This window comes from Bacillus sp. KICET-1 (genome assembly GCF_027721405.1).
GTDB classification, from domain to species: Bacteria; Bacillota; Bacilli; order Bacillales; family Bacillaceae; genus Bacillus; species Bacillus velezensis.
Window position 1 is genome coordinate 191,708 of the sequence record NZ_CP113515.1, and the last position, 17,340, is coordinate 209,047.

General features: G+C 48.8%; 13 protein-coding genes and 1 pseudogene. 2 read left to right on the forward strand and 12 right to left on the reverse strand.

The window, feature by feature from the left end; all coding sequences use genetic code 11:
- Positions 1-36: 36 nt before the first annotated feature.
- From OVA33_RS00955 to OVA33_RS00975, 5 genes are all read right to left on the reverse strand, one after another.
- Positions 37-1,032, reverse strand: a complete 996-nt coding sequence (locus tag OVA33_RS00955) for a phosphotransferase enzyme family protein (RefSeq protein WP_017419036.1) — start codon at positions 1,030-1,032, stop codon at positions 37-39.
- A gap of 236 nt (positions 1,033-1,268) precedes the next feature.
- On the reverse strand, positions 1,269-2,465 hold the full coding sequence (locus OVA33_RS00960) for a CamS family sex pheromone protein (RefSeq protein ID WP_094247184.1): 1,197 nt from the start codon (positions 2,463-2,465) through the stop codon (positions 1,269-1,271).
- 15 nt (positions 2,466-2,480) lie between these two features.
- Positions 2,481-4,487 carry an NAD-dependent DNA ligase LigA gene (ligA, locus tag OVA33_RS00965; RefSeq protein ID WP_029326170.1) on the reverse strand — a complete coding sequence of 669 codons (2,007 nt, stop codon included), beginning with the start codon at positions 4,485-4,487 and terminating at the stop codon, positions 2,481-2,483.
- Between the two features lie 24 nt (positions 4,488-4,511).
- On the reverse strand, positions 4,512-6,731 hold the full coding sequence (gene pcrA / locus OVA33_RS00970) for a DNA helicase PcrA (RefSeq protein ID WP_110085665.1): 2,220 nt from the start codon (positions 6,729-6,731) through the stop codon (positions 4,512-4,514).
- A gap of 57 nt (positions 6,732-6,788) precedes the next feature.
- Complete coding sequence (locus OVA33_RS00975) at positions 6,789-7,478, reverse strand: heptaprenylglyceryl phosphate synthase (RefSeq protein WP_003155740.1); 690 nt, start codon at positions 7,476-7,478, stop codon at positions 6,789-6,791.
- A 195-nt stretch (positions 7,479-7,673) separates the two neighbouring features.
- Between OVA33_RS00975 and OVA33_RS00980 the strand changes: the two are divergent.
- Positions 7,674-9,239, forward strand: a pseudogene (locus tag OVA33_RS00980) (FMN-binding glutamate synthase family protein); the annotation flags it as partial.
- 41 nt (positions 9,240-9,280) lie between these two features.
- Here the strand turns inward: OVA33_RS00980 and OVA33_RS00985 are convergent.
- From OVA33_RS00985 to OVA33_RS00995, 3 genes are read right to left on the reverse strand one after another with little or no spacing between them, the layout of a single operon-like run.
- Entirely contained in the window at positions 9,281-9,592 is a 312-nt protein-coding gene (locus OVA33_RS00985; RefSeq protein ID WP_003155745.1) for a YerC/YecD family TrpR-related protein, read from the reverse strand.
- Positions 9,593-9,594: 2 nt separating this feature from the next.
- On the reverse strand, positions 9,595-10,590 hold the full coding sequence (locus OVA33_RS00990) for a DUF3048 domain-containing protein (protein ID WP_063637024.1): 996 nt from the start codon (positions 10,588-10,590) through the stop codon (positions 9,595-9,597).
- A 24-nt stretch (positions 10,591-10,614) separates the two neighbouring features.
- Positions 10,615-12,357 carry an adenine deaminase gene (locus tag OVA33_RS00995; protein ID WP_014417109.1) on the reverse strand — a complete coding sequence of 581 codons (1,743 nt, stop codon included), beginning with the start codon at positions 12,355-12,357 and terminating at the stop codon, positions 10,615-10,617.
- 121 nt (positions 12,358-12,478) lie between these two features.
- Between OVA33_RS00995 and OVA33_RS01000 the strand changes: the two genes are divergently transcribed.
- Positions 12,479-12,709 (forward strand): YgaP family membrane protein, encoded by a 231-nt coding sequence (locus tag OVA33_RS01000; protein WP_032872536.1) that lies wholly within the window; start codon positions 12,479-12,481, stop codon positions 12,707-12,709.
- A 156-nt stretch (positions 12,710-12,865) separates the two neighbouring features.
- On the opposite strand, the gene purD is transcribed toward OVA33_RS01000, so the two are convergent.
- Genes purD through purM form a run of 4 tightly spaced genes read right to left on the reverse strand, consistent with a single transcriptional unit; the run spans position 12,866 to position 17,309 of the window.
- On the reverse strand, positions 12,866-14,134 hold the full coding sequence (gene purD / locus OVA33_RS01005; protein WP_025649896.1) for a phosphoribosylamine--glycine ligase: 1,269 nt from the start codon (positions 14,132-14,134) through the stop codon (positions 12,866-12,868).
- A 15-nt stretch (positions 14,135-14,149) separates the two neighbouring features.
- The gene (gene purH / locus OVA33_RS01010; RefSeq protein WP_017419028.1) at positions 14,150-15,688 is read right to left on the reverse strand and encodes a bifunctional phosphoribosylaminoimidazolecarboxamide formyltransferase/IMP cyclohydrolase; all 1,539 of its coding nucleotides are present in this window, start codon (positions 15,686-15,688) and stop codon (positions 14,150-14,152) included.
- Positions 15,685-16,272, reverse strand: a complete 588-nt coding sequence (gene purN, locus OVA33_RS01015; protein ID WP_007408902.1) for a phosphoribosylglycinamide formyltransferase — start codon at positions 16,270-16,272, stop codon at positions 15,685-15,687. Before purN ends, purH begins: the two co-directional genes overlap by 4 nt.
- Positions 16,269-17,309, reverse strand: a complete 1,041-nt coding sequence (purM, locus tag OVA33_RS01020) for a phosphoribosylformylglycinamidine cyclo-ligase (protein ID WP_007609857.1) — start codon at positions 17,307-17,309, stop codon at positions 16,269-16,271. The genes purN and purM overlap by 4 nt, the downstream gene beginning before the upstream one ends.
- Positions 17,310-17,340 lie beyond the last annotated feature (31 nt).

Here is a 17,340-nt window from a genome sequence, read left to right on the forward strand (position 1 = left end):
AAAACGCCGGGCTGGATTCAGCCGGCGTTTTTCTATTTATACGAATGCAGAAAAGTTATACTCCGTAATCGGGGTTTCGTTTTCGATATCGCGCCTGAAGGTTTTCAGCATCTCAAGTTCCTCGTCCCCGAGTGCATTGAGGTCAAACGCCTGATGCAATAATCCGTAGATCAGCATATGGCGCAGCCGGAGAAAATCCGGGATGTGTTCAAGCCAGGCGGGGTCAAGGTCATTTTCTTCCCTGTAGCCTTTCATAAAGTGTGTCATGAATTCACCCGTAAACGCGGCCTTGTCTTCATACGGGATGACCGGATACCACAACATGTTGTACAGCAGAATACTGATATCATTCACAAACCAATTGTAGCCGGTATCATCAAAATCAAATGCAGTGATTTTATCGTTGTCCCAATTGAAATTGCCGTGGTGCAGATCGGCGTGCACAAGGCCGTAGTTTTCAGGATTCTTCGGCAAACGGCGCAGTTTTTCCATTAGAGCATCCGCCCGCTCAAATACGAGATGCTGATCTGCGGGCACGTATTTTCTCAGCTTCAGCTGCTCCTCTTCATCCCATTCCTGCCTTTTATATGCCGGATCGCTCAGACAGTAGCTTTTCGTCAGCCGGTGCATGTTCCCCGTGTATTTTCCAAGCTCGTAAAACAGAGTTCCGTTCCAGTCTGATTCCTCCACTTTGCGTCCGGGCGCTTTTTCATAGACTCTTACTAAAAATGCTCCGCCTTTTCCATCCGGCACTTCTTCGACATCTTTGCCATTTAATGAAGGAATCGGTTTCGCTGCTGAAAGCCCGCCCTTTGCCAGATGATGAAGCCATTCCATTTCTCCGAGAATATATTCCGGTGTTCTTCTGATCGTATGCGTAATTTTTAAGATATAAGGTTCGTTATCTTTCACAATTTCGTATACGTAGTTCTCTGCGTCCGCGATAAATTGAAACTTGGTAAAGCCGTATATTTCACCTGCTTCAGCGAGCACCTTCTCTTCCTCAAAAATCGCTTTAATATCTTTATGCATGCTGATTCACCCTTTTCATAACGTTTGTAGGCGGTGTGTGTACTCAGCAAATGTCATTCATCAACATTCCTGCCCTTCTTTTTTCACAGCAGATTCGTAACATCCGCTTAGAAATGAAATGTGTTTTCCTGTTAATTCCTAATTATACAAATATCTTAACATACCTCATTCCTAGCTCCAACGATATTCACAATAAAAAACCCTTGCTCATACAGAAATGAACAAGGGCATCTTGGTTAATCGTAAATATGGACGGTCGGTTCTTTGTCACCCGCATTGCGGACGATCAGCGCTTCCTGCCCGTCAGACGAGGTAATGTTAATTTCGACATCAACTGAGCTTTTTGAATAATAATCCATCAGCTCACCTGTTAAGTATTGGGTAAAGGCGATAACTTCGCTTTTCCCGTAAAATTGCATCGGGATTTCAATCTTCATTTTTCTCATTTCATCGTTTTCGTACATTGCCGTTCCGACAACTCCGGTGTAATTCGGGAAGTAGCTGTCGATGGCGTTTTTGAAGCGTTTAAACACTTCGGAATCATCAGGGTATTTCTTTGCCGTGTCTGTATCCGCCGGATAGAAGACGTACTTTTCTTTGACATCATCCCAGTTTGAAATGGTGGATGAGCCGGCCTTGACTTCTGTTTTCGCAATGTAATTCCCCGGCACGATTGATGTTTTCGGCGCTTGTTTATAAAGGGCGACGGTAATCGGCACATTTTTCAGGTTATCCATTTTCCGAAGACGGTTAACGACTTCCTGTGCGATTTCTTCACCGTGGCTGCGGATCGTTTTGTCGCTGAGCTCCACTTCCTGCTGCGGATCACCTGTGTTTTCGCGGTAATAGTATACAGAGTTGAGAGCGAGACCGATCATGACACCGCCAAGCTGGATGGAATTTTTATCTTTTCTTACTAAGTAATCCTGCTCAAGCATGGACGCTAAGTAAATCGGGCTGTTTTCATTTTTCTCTTTTGCCGATCCCGAGCTTGGCAGCACCGGGTTTAAGCCGAGATTCTGGAAATTGGCGTCTGCCTTTTTCGCCTTTTTCAGATCACTGCCCTCTTTTTTGCGGTCAAGCCAGCTGAGTACCGTGTCCTCATCTAAATACTGGCCTTCCTGATACAAATAGTCATCCGTCGGGAACGTGTCTTGAGCGAGCCGCATCAGCCCCGTCTCGAATTCATCGATGTCCAGCCTCGTGTTCAGCCGGTCCGCGGTCAGGCCGCGCGCTTTTCCGGCCTTAAACGGGAGCACCATTTTATAGTAGGAATCAGAGATATTATATTTCGGTATGATCGCTTTTTCAGAAGACTTTGCCGTTTTCTGCGTGATCTCTTCCTCTTTTTTTCCCCCGAAACTCGGCGAACAGGCCGACAGCATGAGTACTGCCGCCGTTGCCGTCGCCGCCAATGCCAACATCTTTTTCAATAGAAAACACTCCTCTTATTTCTTTAGCTCTCCCAATAGCTGTGCTTCATTCCATACTTCAATGTTTAATTCCTGCGCTTTTGTCAGCTTGCTTCCGGCCGCTTCTCCGGCAATCAGCAAGTCTGTTTTTTTGCTGACAGATCCCGTCAGCTTTCCGCCGAGCGCTTCAATCTGCGCCTTGGCTTCATTTCTGGACAGCTCTTCAAGCTTTCCGGTTAACACGATGGTTTTGCCGGCAAAATAAGAGTCGCTGTCCTCCGCTTTTACTTTTTTCGGGCCTTTGTAGAGTGTGTTCACACCGAGTTCCTCAAGTTCATTCAAAAGCTCAAGCATTTCCTCTTTGCGGAAATAGGTGACAACGGCATCGGCCATCTTTTCGCCGATTTCATCTACCGCAAGCAGCTCTTCTTCCGTGGCTTGTTTCAGATTTTCCAGGCTTTCAAAATGCATGGCCAGTGTTTTGGCCGCTTTTGAGCCGATAAAACGGATGCCGAGACCGAACAGCAGGCGTTCCAGCGAATTCTCTTTCGACTTTTGGATGGAGCTGATCAGATTGTCAGTTGATTTTTCCCCCATCCGCTCAAGCCGGATAACCTGTTCTTTCGTCAGCTTATACAAATCAGCGACATTACGGACGAGATGTTCACGGAAAAGCTGTGTGATGACACGTTCTCCGAGTCCGTCAATATTCATCGCGTTGCGTGAGACAAAGTGAATCAGGCCTTCTCTGATCTGCGCCGGACATTCCGGATTGATGCAGCGCAGCGCGACTTCCCCTTCAATGCGGACAAGTTCGCTTTCGCACTCAGGGCAGCTGGTCGGCATATTGAATTCTTTTTCTTCCCCGGTCCGCTGTTCAATTAAGACATTGACGACCTCAGGGATGATGTCGCCCGCTTTTTTGACGACCACTTTATCGAGAATGCGGATATCCTTCTCTTTAATTAAATCTTCGTTATGAAGGGATGCTCTTGAGACCGTCGTTCCCGCGACTTTTACCGGTTCCAGAACGGCGGTCGGCGTAATAACGCCCGTTCTTCCGACATTCAGTTCGATATCGAGCAGTTTTGTCACGACCTCTTCCGCCGGGAATTTATAAGCAATCGCCCAGCGCGGGCTTTTTGCCGTATACCCGAGTTCTTCCTGCTGGTCGAGCGAATCGACTTTGATGACGATTCCGTCAATTTCATAAGGGAGATCGGCCCGCTTCGCCTGCAGCTCTTCGATCATTTCAATGACTTCATCTATCGTGGCGCATTTTTTCCGTTCCTGGTTTGTTTTAAAACCGAGCTCATCCAGAAAATCCAGGCCCTGACTCTGTGTTTCCACACCCATCTCGTCAAGCTCCGCTATACTGTAGACGAAGATGTCAAGATTTCGTTTCGCTGCAATTTTCGGATCGAGCTGTCTGAGTGAGCCCGCAGCCGCGTTCCGGGGATTGGCGAACGGCTCCTCTTCATGTTTCAGCCGTTCTTCATTGAGCGCTTCAAATGACTGTTTCGGCATGTACGCCTCTCCGCGCACTTCTATGGAAAGATTCCGTTTCATTTTCAGCGGAATGTTGCGGATCGTTTTTAAGTTTTCCGTGATATCTTCGCCCGTCGTTCCGTCTCCTCTTGTCGCGCCTCTGACGAAATAGCCGTCTTCATAACGGAGAGAAACAGCAAGACCGTCTATTTTCAGCTCCACATTATAAGCGACGCCGTCACCGACAGCCTGACGGACGCGGCGGTCAAAATCGCGGAGATCATCATCGTTAAATGCGTTGCCGAGACTGAGCATCGGCGTGCCATGCTGCACCTTTTGAAACGATTCAAGCACCGCTCCCCCGACCCGCTGTGTGGGCGAATCAGGCGTTCTGAGTTCCGGGTGCTCTTCCTCTATGGCAATCAGCTCCTGCATCAGTCTGTCGTACTCGGAATCCGGCACGCTCGGTTCATCTAAGGTGTAATATTCATAACTGTACTGATCGATGGTGCGGCGCAATTCTTCTGCCCGGTGTTTCGCTGTTTCTTTGTCCATCATGTTCTTCCTTTCCTCTTCAGGTTACTGCTTTTCAATCGGCGCAAAAGCGGCAAGCAGACGCTTCACGCCGACTGGGCTCGGGAATGCGATATCAAGCTCGGTGCTTTCGCCTTCTCCTTTTACGCTGACAACCGTTCCGGTGCCCCATTTTTTATGGCCCGCTTTATCGCCGACCGCCCAGCTGAGCGAGTCGCCGCCTGTTTTGTTCGCATAGGAAACGGGACGGGATACGGGCCCGCGTTTTGGCTGCACTTTTCTTCCCGGCTGCATGCGAGGTGTTTTCTTCTCATTTAGGTTCTCCAATAAATCGCCAGGTATTTCCCTGATAAAGCGGGATTCCGGATTCATATTGGTGCGGCCGAATAAGGTGCGCATTTTGGCATTCGTTAAATACAGTTCTTCTTCCGCCCTCGTAATGCCTACATATGCGAGCCTGCGTTCTTCTTCCATCTCGGCTTCTTCCATCAGGGAGCGGCTGTGCGGGAACACGCCTTCTTCCATGCCCATTAAGAACACGACAGGAAATTCAAGCCCCTTAGCGGCGTGCAGTGTCATTAAAGTGACGGCATCCTTTCCGCCTGATTCCTCTTCCTTCTCGTCGAGCTGGTCAATATCCGCAATCAGCGCCAAATCAGTCAGAAACGCGACGAGAGACTTGTCTTCGCTTTTTTGTTCGAAGTTTTTCGTCACGGAAAGAAACTCGTCGATATTTTCAAGACGGCTTTGGGCTTCGATTGATTTTTCGGCCTTCAGCATTTCTCTGTATTCCGTTTTCTCGAGAATTTCTTCCGTGAGTTCCGTAATGGACAGGTAATCCTGCATGTTCGTCAGATTTTCAATCATTACGCCAAAACCGTCAAGCGCGTTTGCCGCTTTCGCGCTGACGCCGATGAAATCAACCTGTTTGATCGCCTGGAACATTGACATTCCGTTCATCGCCGCATATGAAGCGATTTTTTCTAGCGAAGTTGCGCCGACGCCCCGCTTCGGCACATTGACGATCCGCGTAAAACTGATGTCGTCGTCCGGGTTTGACACAAGGCGCAGGTATGCGAGAATGTCTTTAATTTCTTTCCTGTCGTAGAACTTGGTTCCGCCGACGATATTGTAGTTCAGTCCGGATTTTAAAAGGGTTTCCTCAATGACGCGCGACTGGGCGTTTGTCCGGTATAAAATCGCGATATCGGAAAGCTTCCGCCGCCCCGAGCTGTGCAGCTCATAAATTTTGCCCGCGACGAATTGGCCTTCGCCGAATTCATTGTCGCCGCTGTAATAAGAAAGCTTGATGCCTTCGTCATTTTCCGTCCACAGGTTTTTCGGCTTGCGGTTTGAGTTGTTTTTGATCACTTCGTTAGCCGCTTGCAGAATCCGCTTTGTTGAGCGGTAGTTTTGCTCGAGCAGAATCACGTTTGCGCTCGGATAATCTTTTTCAAAGGAAAGGATATTCGCGATATCCGCCCCGCGCCATCTGTAAATGGACTGGTCGGAGTCACCGACGACGCAGATATTTTCAAGACGGGCCGCAAGCTGCTTCACAAGCAGGTATTGCGCCCTGTTCGTATCCTGATACTCGTCTACGTGAATGTACTGGAATTTGCGCTGATAAAACTCAAGCACTTCCGGCACACGCTCGAAAAGCTTAATCGTTGTCATGATTAAATCATCAAAATCAAGCGATTGGTTTTTCAGCAGTTTTTTCTGATAATCGGTATACACGTCACTCGTGACCTGATCGTAGTAGCCGCCGGCCGATTTTGCGAATTCCTCAGGTTCGATCAGCTCGTTTTTTGCGCTGCTGATGGAGCCTAAAATACTTCTCGGATCAAACTTTTTCGGATCGATATTCCGCTCTTTCAGAATCCCTTTAATAACGGAAAGCTGATCAGCCGTATCAAGAATGGAGAAATTTCGGTTGATGCCGATTCTGTCAATATCCCTGCGCAGAATCCGCACGCACATGCTGTGGAAGGTGGATATCCAGATTTCATCCGCGCCGGGTCCGAGAATGCTCTCTACCCGCTCCTTCATTTCTCTGGCGGCTTTATTTGTAAATGTAATCGCCAGAATGTTCCATGGCGCCACGTGTTTTTCCGCCATTAAGTATGCGATTCTGTGCGTCAGCACACGTGTTTTTCCGCTTCCCGCGCCCGCCATCAGAAGCAGCGGACCGTCCGTCGTCTTGACCGCTTCCTGCTGAACGGGATTTAATCCGCTTAATAATTGATTGCTAATGTAATTCATATCCGTTCACCGCCTATCAAACATATGTTCTATCATAAATCAATTTCGTCCGCTTGGCTACTTTGTCTTTACAGCCGCCACCGTTTTAAGCGCCTGATCAAAATCTTCATATACGGCATTTCCGACAACGATGACATCGGCATGACGGCCGAACCGTTCCGCCGTTTCCGCGTCTTTAATGCCGCCTCCGTAAAACAGGACGGACTTGTCCAGCACAGCCTTCGTTTTCTCCACCGTTTCTATGTCCGCCAGCATCCCGCTGTATTCCAGATAAAAAATCGGGAGATGAAGCAAATGCTCCGCAACCCGCGCATAGGCGAGAATATCTTCTGTTTCTATATGTGTATCCGCCTCCGTCAAAGCGGCCGCCTTACAATCAGGGTTGACGATGCAGTAGCCCTCCGTCACGATTTCCTCCATTGACATGAGCTCTCCGTATTCTTTCATCGCCTGATGATGCATGCCGACAATCCAGTCCGCCTTTTTGCTGTTGAGCACACTCGGAATGAAATAAAGATCAAACCCGGGCACAATGGAATCAATCGTCGACACCTCAAGTACGCACGGCACTAAAAACCGCCGCACCTTTGACATCAGTCTCAGCACATTGTCCTCGGTGATATTGTCGCTTCCTCCGATCACAATGGCGTCAGTCCCTGATTCACAAAGCCGTTCCAGTTGTTCATCCGGTAAATCTTTATTCGGATCGAGTTTAAAAACATGCTTCCACTCGTTAACATCGTACATGCGTTTTCGTTCCTCCATTCGTTTCTTGCCATTTAAACATTATAACAAATTCGTTTGGCCCGGAAAAACGGAAAAAGACGTCATTCACCTGATTCACAAAAAAAGATTGCGCTCCGCCTGACGGGAAACGTCTATGTTTGAAAACAGACAATATGTGGAATGTCAAAGAGAAAAAAGGCAAGGAGTCTGGTCTCAATGGAACAAGCCATTATCGTACTGATTTGTATATTGATTTTTATTATTTTAGTTCCCGCCGCATTGTTTCTCTGGATATACATAAGAGACGAAAAGCAGGAAGAACATTCAGTGCTGCGCAATTATCCCGCAGCGGGAAAACTGCGCTATATATTTGAAAAAATCGGACCTGAGCTGCGGCAGTATTTATTCAGCAATGATAACGAAGAACAGCCGTTTTCCCGGAGAGAATATGAACAGACGGTCATGTCAGGAAAGTATAAAAGCAGAATGATGGGCTTCGGCTCAGAACGGGATTTCGATCAGCCGGGCTATTATATCCGTAACGCCCTCTTCCCGAAACAAAGGGAGGAGCTGCGCACAGATCAGACGCCGAAGATCGACACGATGGTATACAAGATTGACAAAGACAACCTGCTGAAACGCAGCGAACACCGTGAAAAAGCAAAAGCGGACCCTTATTACCTGCATCCGGACGATGTGCAAGTGATCGGCCGCGACACGTGCAAGAAACCGTTTTATGTAAAAGGGTTAATCGGACAATCAGCGATGAGCTACGGCTCACTTGGCGACCGGGCAATCACCGCCCTGTCAAAAGGGCTGCACCAGGCCGGCGGCACATGGATGAATACAGGCGAAGGCGGTCTGTCTGAATATCACTTGAAAGGCGGTGCGGATATTATCTGCCAAATCGGCCCCGGGCTGTTCGGCGTGCGCACTGAAGATGGAGAATTTTCATGGGAAGAATTTAAGAAAAAAAGCCGCCTCGAGCAGATTAAAGCCTTTGAATTAAAGCTTGCGCAAGGGGCGAAAGCAAGAGGCGGTCATATTGACGGTTCAAAGGTGACCGAAGAAATTGCCGCCATCAGAAATGTGCAGCCCGGACAATCCATTGACAGCCCAAACCGCTTCAACGAATTCTCAAATGCTCCGGACATGCTTGATTTCATTGAGAAATTAAGGACTGTCGGTGAAAAACCGGTCGGCATCAAAATTGTCCCGGGCAGCCGCAAAGACCTTGAAGACCTTATTTCCTGTATGAGTTCATCAGGCAAACTTCCCGACTTTATTACGATTGACGGCAGTGAAGGGGGAACGGGAGCTTCTTTCCATGAACTGGCGGATTCCGTCGGCCTGCCGATTCTGACCGGCCTCCCCCTTGTTGACGGCCTTTTGAAGACATACGGTATAAGAGATAAGCTGAAAATTTTCGCATCCGGAAAGCTGCTCACTCCGGATAAGATTGCCGTTGCCCTCGCGTTAGGCGCGGATTTTGTCAATATTGCCCGGGGAATGATGTTTTCAGTCGGCTGTATCCGCGCTCAAGTATGCCACACCAATCATTGTCCTGTCGGAGTAGCGACAACCGATCCAAAACTTCAGCGCGCGCTCAGTATCGAGGATAAACAGCACCGCGTCTGCAACTACGTGCTCTCGTTGCGTGAAGGGCTGTTTCACCTTGCCGCGGCGGCGGGTATCAGCTCGCCGATTCATTTCTCAGCTGAACACATCGTATACCGGGAGGAAGACGGAAGCCTGAGGGAACTTCCCGGCCTTTTGAATCAGCTACGTAAAAAACCGCCTGCCGTCATCGGCAGAGCGGTTTTTTACGTAGCTGAGGAGGATTCTCCTTTGTTTACTCGGTCAAGCGCCATTTCATAGGCGTCGTTCCCGTAATTTAAGCAGCGCTTCACCCGGGAAATCGTCGCTGTGGAAGCACCCGTTTCGCTTTCAATTTTGTGATACGTATTTCCTTCGCGGAGCATTCTCGCCACTTCCAAACGCTGCGCCAGCGATTGGATTTCATTAATCGTACAAAGATCGTCAAAGAAACGATAGCATTCCTCCAGATCTTTCAGCGATAAAATAGATAAAAATAACTGGTCCAGTTCTTTTCCGCGTAATTTATCGATTTGCATCGTCAAACACCTTCTCCTTTACTAATGGAAGCTGCATCGAGATCAGGCACGATATTAATCCATGTCTTTCCTGGCACAAACGGAAGAATCTCACCGCCTTTTACGGGCAGAATACGGCCGTCTTTATATTCCCAGTCTGACTCTATAACATCGCCGTGCTGAAGCAGGAGGCCCTTCCCCCCTGACTGAATATCGATGGCCCGCCTTCCATCTTTGTCTGTCATGCGATGGCCGGCTTCAACAATAAAAATGTTGTGCATGGCTAAAGGCTTTCCGGTCTCCCGGTCTGTCGCTTTCACACCATCAGAGCTTCTTGTATAAGCATCAGCTTTTTTATCATAATCGTATTCGACAAGATTTGTAATGTTTTGTGTTCCATAATCTATCCGAATATTGTAGGTTTCGTTTCCGGGTTTTGCATCTGATGTCTGAAATGGGAGCGGTTCTGTTTTTCCGTTCAGCTTGTATCCTTTTTGTTCCGCCGCCTTCCTGATATTGTCATACGACGTATAGGAATTGTGGGGCGGCTTGCTGAAATCGGCTCTCCAAAACAGGCTTCCGTCAAAATCCAAACCGTTTATATAATCGTAAGCTCCGGACTCCAGCTGCTTTTTTGCGCCGGGACTCCAGCCATGATGGACAAATATGCTGTTAAACCCGCTGCTGAGCGTGACAAAATATTCCCTCGCGCTCCGCACAGGCCCGACCGTTTCCGGCAGCTCACTTTGAAAAATCGCGAGAAACCGCGTAATCCGGCCCTCCGCAAGCGCCTCGATGACAACATCCGCCTTTGACAGCCCGGATTGGGGCCTCGCCTTCGGATGATTGTTCACTGCGACTGCAATCGGACGGCGTTCTGCAAGCTTCTGCTCAGTTTTCAGCCCCGTTAAAGGAGCTTCCGCTTCTTTCGGCTGCACCTGATCGGCATTGTTCTGCCGGCAGGCGGCAAGCAGCAAAAACGCAAAACAAAGCATACAAACGGTTTTCCATCTTTTCATATGTCGGCTCCCTGCTTTTATATTTTAACGCATTATCGATGGAAAGAGTACAGTTTTTTTCATCACGTCGAATATTCCTCTCGGCGTAATGCGGATATAAGGCAGATGTGTGCTCTGCAAAAAGAGCAGCGTATAGATCGGATCGCAGAATCGGTAGCCCCGCTCCTCCAGCAACGTCCTCAGTTTTTGCTCTTTCTCAAGCACTTCTTCATAATTCTCCGCAGATGCAGAACCGTTTAAGGCGAGGGGAATCTCATGCAGAATCTTCCCGTTTTCGGCAAGCACGATTCCGCCGCCGATTTCTTTCATCCGTGAGAAAGCGAGCAGGATATCTTCCTTATTTTTTCCGGCAGCGATAATATCTCCTGTTGTCGTGTAGGAACTGACAAAGCCCTGCACCCGATCGGCAAAACCTTTCAGCATTGTATTAACCCGCCATTTTCCATGCTTATCGAGAAGCGTGAGATAGCATTCATCATGATCAAAAGAAAGCTGGTCAACAGAATTATCAATCGCAATCATATACGGCTCCATAATGACCGCGTTGCGCATGGACACACCCATCGGCATTGAAAACTGTAAATCATCCATCGTCATATCATATGAAAGCTCAAGAGGGACAAGACCGCCCTTTTTCCAATCCGTTTCTGTAAACGCATTCATATTTCGGCCGTCTTCCCTCAGCAGGATGCCTTTGGAGATCACCGTGACCGGGTCAGGATTCATCGGGTCATCGAGAATGTTCAATGAAGCAAGCCGGCCCGGACCGATCACACCGAGAAAGTCGTCCATCTGATAATACTTCGCGATATTAAAGGACGCCATATTGTAGGCATCGATCGCCGGAACCCCTTCCTCCAAAGCGATTTTGATCAATTCATTCGTCATGCCGCCTTTATAAAAATGCGGCGTCGCTCCATCCGTCGTGTAGAAGAAATGATCATAATGCCGGAAGCCTTTTTGATGAAGATCCTGCAAAATCGTTCTCAAATCAGGGCGGATGGATGAATGTCTGAGCGAAACATAGTAGCCCAATTCAAGCCGTCTCATTACCTCGCCGCCATTCATCGCCTCGTGGTCGGAATCAGCTCCGAACAGTTTCATCTTCGTCAGTGTTTTTTCAGAGGCTCCGGGAAAATGCCCTTCTATCCGCTTGCGCAGTTTCTTTGTCGCCTGCATGCAATGAAGCATCAGGTCATCGCCGTCCATGAGGCGCGGCCATCCGGTCAATTCTCCGCCTTGAATGACATCCGGGTGCTCAATCCATTGCTTTCGGACATCAAAAGAAAGAAGCTGATCCTCATTCAGCACTTCAGTCTGCAGATCATATCTGGACCACCAGAAATATTGCACCGGCTGTTTTTTCAGTTCTTCCAATATAGTAAGCGCTTTCTTTTTACCGCTGTGCAAAAGAAAAAACAAGTTATCATTAACAAACGTCGTTGTTCCGAATTGAGACACATATTCGGCGAGCGTTTGGGGATTATATATTTGAAAAGGATGTGTATGCGGTTCAATGTAACCTGGCACAATGTATTTTCCTTCACAATTTATGGTATGAATGTGCTCTGCTGCATCAGGAAGCTCATCACCAACATATACAATTCGGTCTCCGTAAATCCAGACGTTCTTTTTCAGCCATTGTTTTAAAAAAGGATTTAATACGAGAGCATCCCGTAAAAGTAGCGTTGGAAGCAGCTTTGAGTCTACAACATCCGCCTGTGATCTGATGTCTTTATTTTTCCAGTTAAAGGTACGTTCGGACATTCACATACTCTCCTTCGCTTATATTAGACCCATCGTATCACATCCGCACAATTATCGCACGGCTAAAACGTTACAAATTATTGAAGATGAATGAAAAACTTTTTCTAAGGGAGCTGAAATGATGAAACCGAATATCAGTTTATTAAATGCCGTTATGCGCATCACTTGCGGCCTCACCATTTTGTCTGCTGCTTCAGCGAAATACACGAGAAAACCTTGGTGCAAGATGCATCTCTTCTGTATGATAATGGGCGCGATGAAAGCGGCGTCCGGCATCCTCCGCTTCTGCCCGGTGACATATATGTTCCAAACCGGAATGAATCAGGATGACAGCCATCAGCAAGAAAAATAACAAGCCGTTTCGGCTTGTTATTTAATTTCTCCTGTCCCGCGAGTCTGAGAAGAATCCGTCTATACGCCTTCATCGATGACTGGCAAGCCGACAACCTAGGCCGTCCTCAGCTTACGTAAAAAACCCCGCAGCTCGGGTGCTGCGGGGTTCTGCTTTCTATCGTTGAGAAGCTTTCAGCGCACGGGTGCCGATGTCGCTTCTGTAAAACAGTCCGGGTTTTGTCAGCCCTGAAACGGCGCTGTACACTTTATCTCTCGCCGCTTCAAATGTCTCAGCAAATGCGGTGACATTGGCGACCCGACCGCCGTTTGTAACAAATTGGCCGCCGTCTTTTTTCGTTCCGGCATGAAAAACAGCGATCCCGTCTTCAGCGGACGTCAAACTGCCGATCGGCGTCCCTTTTGCATAGCCTTCCGGATAGCCTTCAGAAGCCAGCACAACGCTGACGGCGGCCGTATCTTTCCACCTTAGGTCAACATCCTTCTCATGCAGCAGATCCAAAAGCACCTGGATGAGGTCAGATTCCATTCTGGGCACGACAACCTGTGTTTCCGGATCTCCGAAGCGCGCGTTGAATTCAATGACTTTTGATCCGTTTTCCGTCAAAATCAGCCCCGCGTACAGCACGCCCGTGAAGGAGCGTCCCTCTTTCACCATTGCTTTTGCCGCCGGCTTCACAATCGTTTCGACTGCGCTTCTGACGATATCATCGGAAATGTGCGGCACCGGTGAGTAGGCGCCCATTCCGCCCGTATTCGGCCCTTTGTCTCCATCGAAGGCGCGTTTATGATCTTGAGCGATTACCATCGGATAGACGGTCTCCCCTTTTACAAACGCCATTAAAGAAAATTCTTCGCCGGCGAGGAACTCTTCAATGACAACAGATGCGCTCGCCTCGCCGAATTTCTCATCCTCAAGAAAATCGTGCAGGCATTCAATCGCTTCTTCTTCCGTCATCGCGACCGTGACACCTTTTCCGGCGGCAAGCCCGTCCGCTTTAATGACAATCGGCGCGCCTTTTTGCTGCACATATGCTTTCGCCTCTTCAAATGAAGTAAACGTCTCATATTCCGCCGTCGGAATGCCGTATTTTTTCATTAAATCCTTGGCAAACTGTTTGCTTCCTTCAATGATTGCCGCTTTTTCAGACGGTCCGAAAACAAGCAGTCCGGCTTTTTCAAACTCGTCCGCTATTCCTTCAATCAGAGGAACTTCAGGGCCGATAATCGTCAGCCCGACATGATGTTCTTTCGCAAACGCAATGAGTGCGGCATGATCGCTTTCTTCAATGTTGGCCAGCGTCGCGCAGTCTGCCATACCGTCATTTCCGGGCGCGGCGTACACCGTGTCAACAAGCGGGCTTTGCGCCGCTTTCCAAGCCAATGTATGCTCTCTGCCGCCTTTTCCGATAATCAATACATTCACGCTTCGTTCCCCCTCTTAATGTTTGAAATGTCTGATGCCGGTGAATACCATGGCGATCCCGTATTCATCCGCTTTTTTAATCGAATCTTCATCGCGGACCGATCCGCCTGGCTGGATAATCGCCGTGACACCGGCTTTTGCGGCTTCTTCGACTGTATCCGGCATCGGGAAAAACGCGTCTGATCCGAGCGCGCTGCCTTTTGCTTTTTCTCCGGCCTGCTCAATGGCGATTTTAGCTGAACCGACGCGATTCATCTGTCCTGCGCCCACACCGACCGTCATATGGTCTTTTGCAAGAACGATCGCGTTGGATTTTACGTGTTTGACGACTTTCCAGGCGAGCTTCAGATCTTCCCATTCCTGCTCGTTCGGCTCTCTTTTTGTCGGGATGCTGATGTCGGCGTCATCAAATCCATGGACGTCTAAATCTTGAATCAAAAGGCCGCCCTGTACGGATGTCAGCTGTTTTTCTTTCTTCCCTGATGCGGTCACGTCAAGCGTGAGCAGACGAAGGTTTTTCTTCGCCGTCAGCACGTTCAGCGCTTCTTCACTGAAAGAAGGGGCGATAATGATTTCTAAAAAGATGCCGTGAAGGGCTTCAGCCGTTGCCTGATCAACTTCACGGTTCAGCGCGATGATGCCGCCGAAAATAGAGGTTTTATCAGCTTCATACGCTTTATTGAATGCTTCCTCAATTGAAGCTCCCGTACCGACTCCGCACGGGTTCATATGTTTAACGGCGACAGCCGCGGGTTCTGTAAACTCCCGGACGATTTGAACGGCCGCATCCGCGTCCTTAATATTGTTGTAAGAAAGCTCTTTGCCGTGAAGCTGTTTTGCCGCCGCGATGGAACCGGAGACAGGAAGTGCGCTTTGGTAGAAAACCGCCTCTTGGTGAGGGTTTTCACCGTAGCGGAGCGATTGTTTTTTCTCAAATGTAACGGTGAATTGTTCAGGGTCTTTCTCACCGGCCTCGCGTGTTAAGTAATCAGCGATTAATGCGTCGTATGCCGCGGTATGGCGGAATACTTTGGCCGCAAGCTCGCGTTTTCTTTTAAGTGAAACGCCGCCGTGTTCTTTCATCTCATTGAGCACGGAGCTGTAATCGGCCGGATCTGTGATGACCGTCACATCCTGATGGTTTTTCGATGCGGCGCGCAGCATGCCGGGGCCGCCGATATCAATGTTTTCTATCGCTTCATCGTATGTTACATCTTCTTTTGAAATCGTTTCTTTAAACGGATAAAGGTTGACAACCACAAGGTCAATCGGTGCAATGCCGTGCTCATTGATCTGCGCCATATGCTCTTCATTGTCTCTTACGGCAAGCAGGCCGCCGTGAATATTAGGATGGAGGGTTTTTAACCGTCCGTCCATAATTTCAGGAAATCCGGTCACTTCTGAAATGCCGATGACATCCACACCGTTTTCCTGGAGAAGTTTTTTTGTTCCTCCGGTCGAAATGACTTCGACGCCGAGCTCTGTCAGTTCCTTTACGAAAGGTACGAGATTTGTTTTATCAGAAACACTGATTAGTGCGCGTTTGATTGTCATGCCTTTTCTCCTCTGTTATTTAGTCCCAGCAGCTGTTTCACAACGCTCGGATACCATTTGTGCTCAAGCTCGTGTATTGTATGCTCTATGTCTTCAAGCGTATCGTTTTCCTGTATTTCGAATGCTTTTTGCGCGATAATCGGTCCGGTGTCCATGCCTTCGTCGACGTAATGAACGGTAATGCCCGCCACTTTCACACCGGCCCGATACGCCTGTCCGACAGCGTCAATCCCGGGGAATGCCGGAAGAAGCGAGGGATGTATATTAATAATGCGGCCCCCGTATGCTTCAAGCAGCGTATCTCCAATCAGTCTCATATAGCCGGCGAGAACGATTAATTCCGCCCCGTGCAGGCGCAGCTGTTCAATAACGGCCCGTTCAAAGGCCGCTTTGTTTTCAAAAGATGACGGTTCAAAGGCAAATGACGGAATGTGTAAAGCCTCCGCCCTTTCCACCGCCTTTGCCTGAGGCTTATCCGTCACGAGAAGCGAGAGCTCCGCATCCCACTTCTCTTCTCTCATGCGTTTGGCAATGGCCTCGAAGTTCGATCCGTTTCCTGAAGCAAATACCGCAAACTTTTTCATGAAAGAGCCGCACCGCCGAAAGAAATGCCTTCGCCCCGCTTGACCCGGCCGATCAGATAAGCCTTCTCGCCCTGAGCTTCAAGCGTGTCGATGACGTCTGTCAGGTTTTCTTCTTTAACGGCAAGGACAAAACCTATGCCCATATTAAAAACATTGAACATTTCTTCTTCTTTCAGCTTGCCGTGCTCCTGCAGAAACGGAAAAATCGGCGGGATCGGCCATGATCCGTGATCAATTTCCGCACTCAATCCGTCCGGCAGCATCCGCGGGATGTTCTCGATGAATCCTCCGCCTGTCACATGCGCCATGCCGTCCACCTTACCGCTTTTCACCGCCTTGAGCACCGGCTTCACATATATTCTCGTCGGTTCCAGCAATTCTTCTCCGAGAGGACGCGCAAACGGTTCATAGACAGTATCCAAATCAAGTCCGCCGTCATCAAGAAGCACTTTTCTCACAAGGGAAAATCCGTTGCTGTGAAGGCCGCTTGAAGTAAGTCCGATTAAGAGATGCCCCTCTTCGATATGTTCACCGGTGACGATTTCGTCTTTTTCCGCGACGCCGACTGAAAAGCCCGCAATATCGTATTCATCAGCCGTATACAGCCCCGGCATTTCCGCCGTCTCACCGCCGATAAGCGCTGATCCTGACTGCTCGCATCCGTCCGCCACGCCCTGAACGATCTGCTCAATTTTTACCGGATCAGCCTTGCCGACCGCCAAATAATCAAGGAAAAACAGCGGCTCCGCTCCTTGGGCAAGCACATCATTTACACACATCGCGACCGCATCGACGCCGATCGTGTCATGTTTATCCATTGAAAATGCGAGTTTCAGCTTGGTGCCGACACCGTCTGTTCCGGAAATTAAAACAGGCTTTTGATACGGAAGCTCTGACAGATCAAACATTCCGCCAAAACCGCCCAGGCTTCCCATAACGCCGAGCCTTTTCGTGCGCTCCACGTGTTTTTTCATTCGTTTGACGGCTTCGTATCCGGCTTCGATGTCAACTCCGGCATTTTTATAAGCATCAGACATCCCTATCACTCCTTGTCAATTCGTTTCTCCT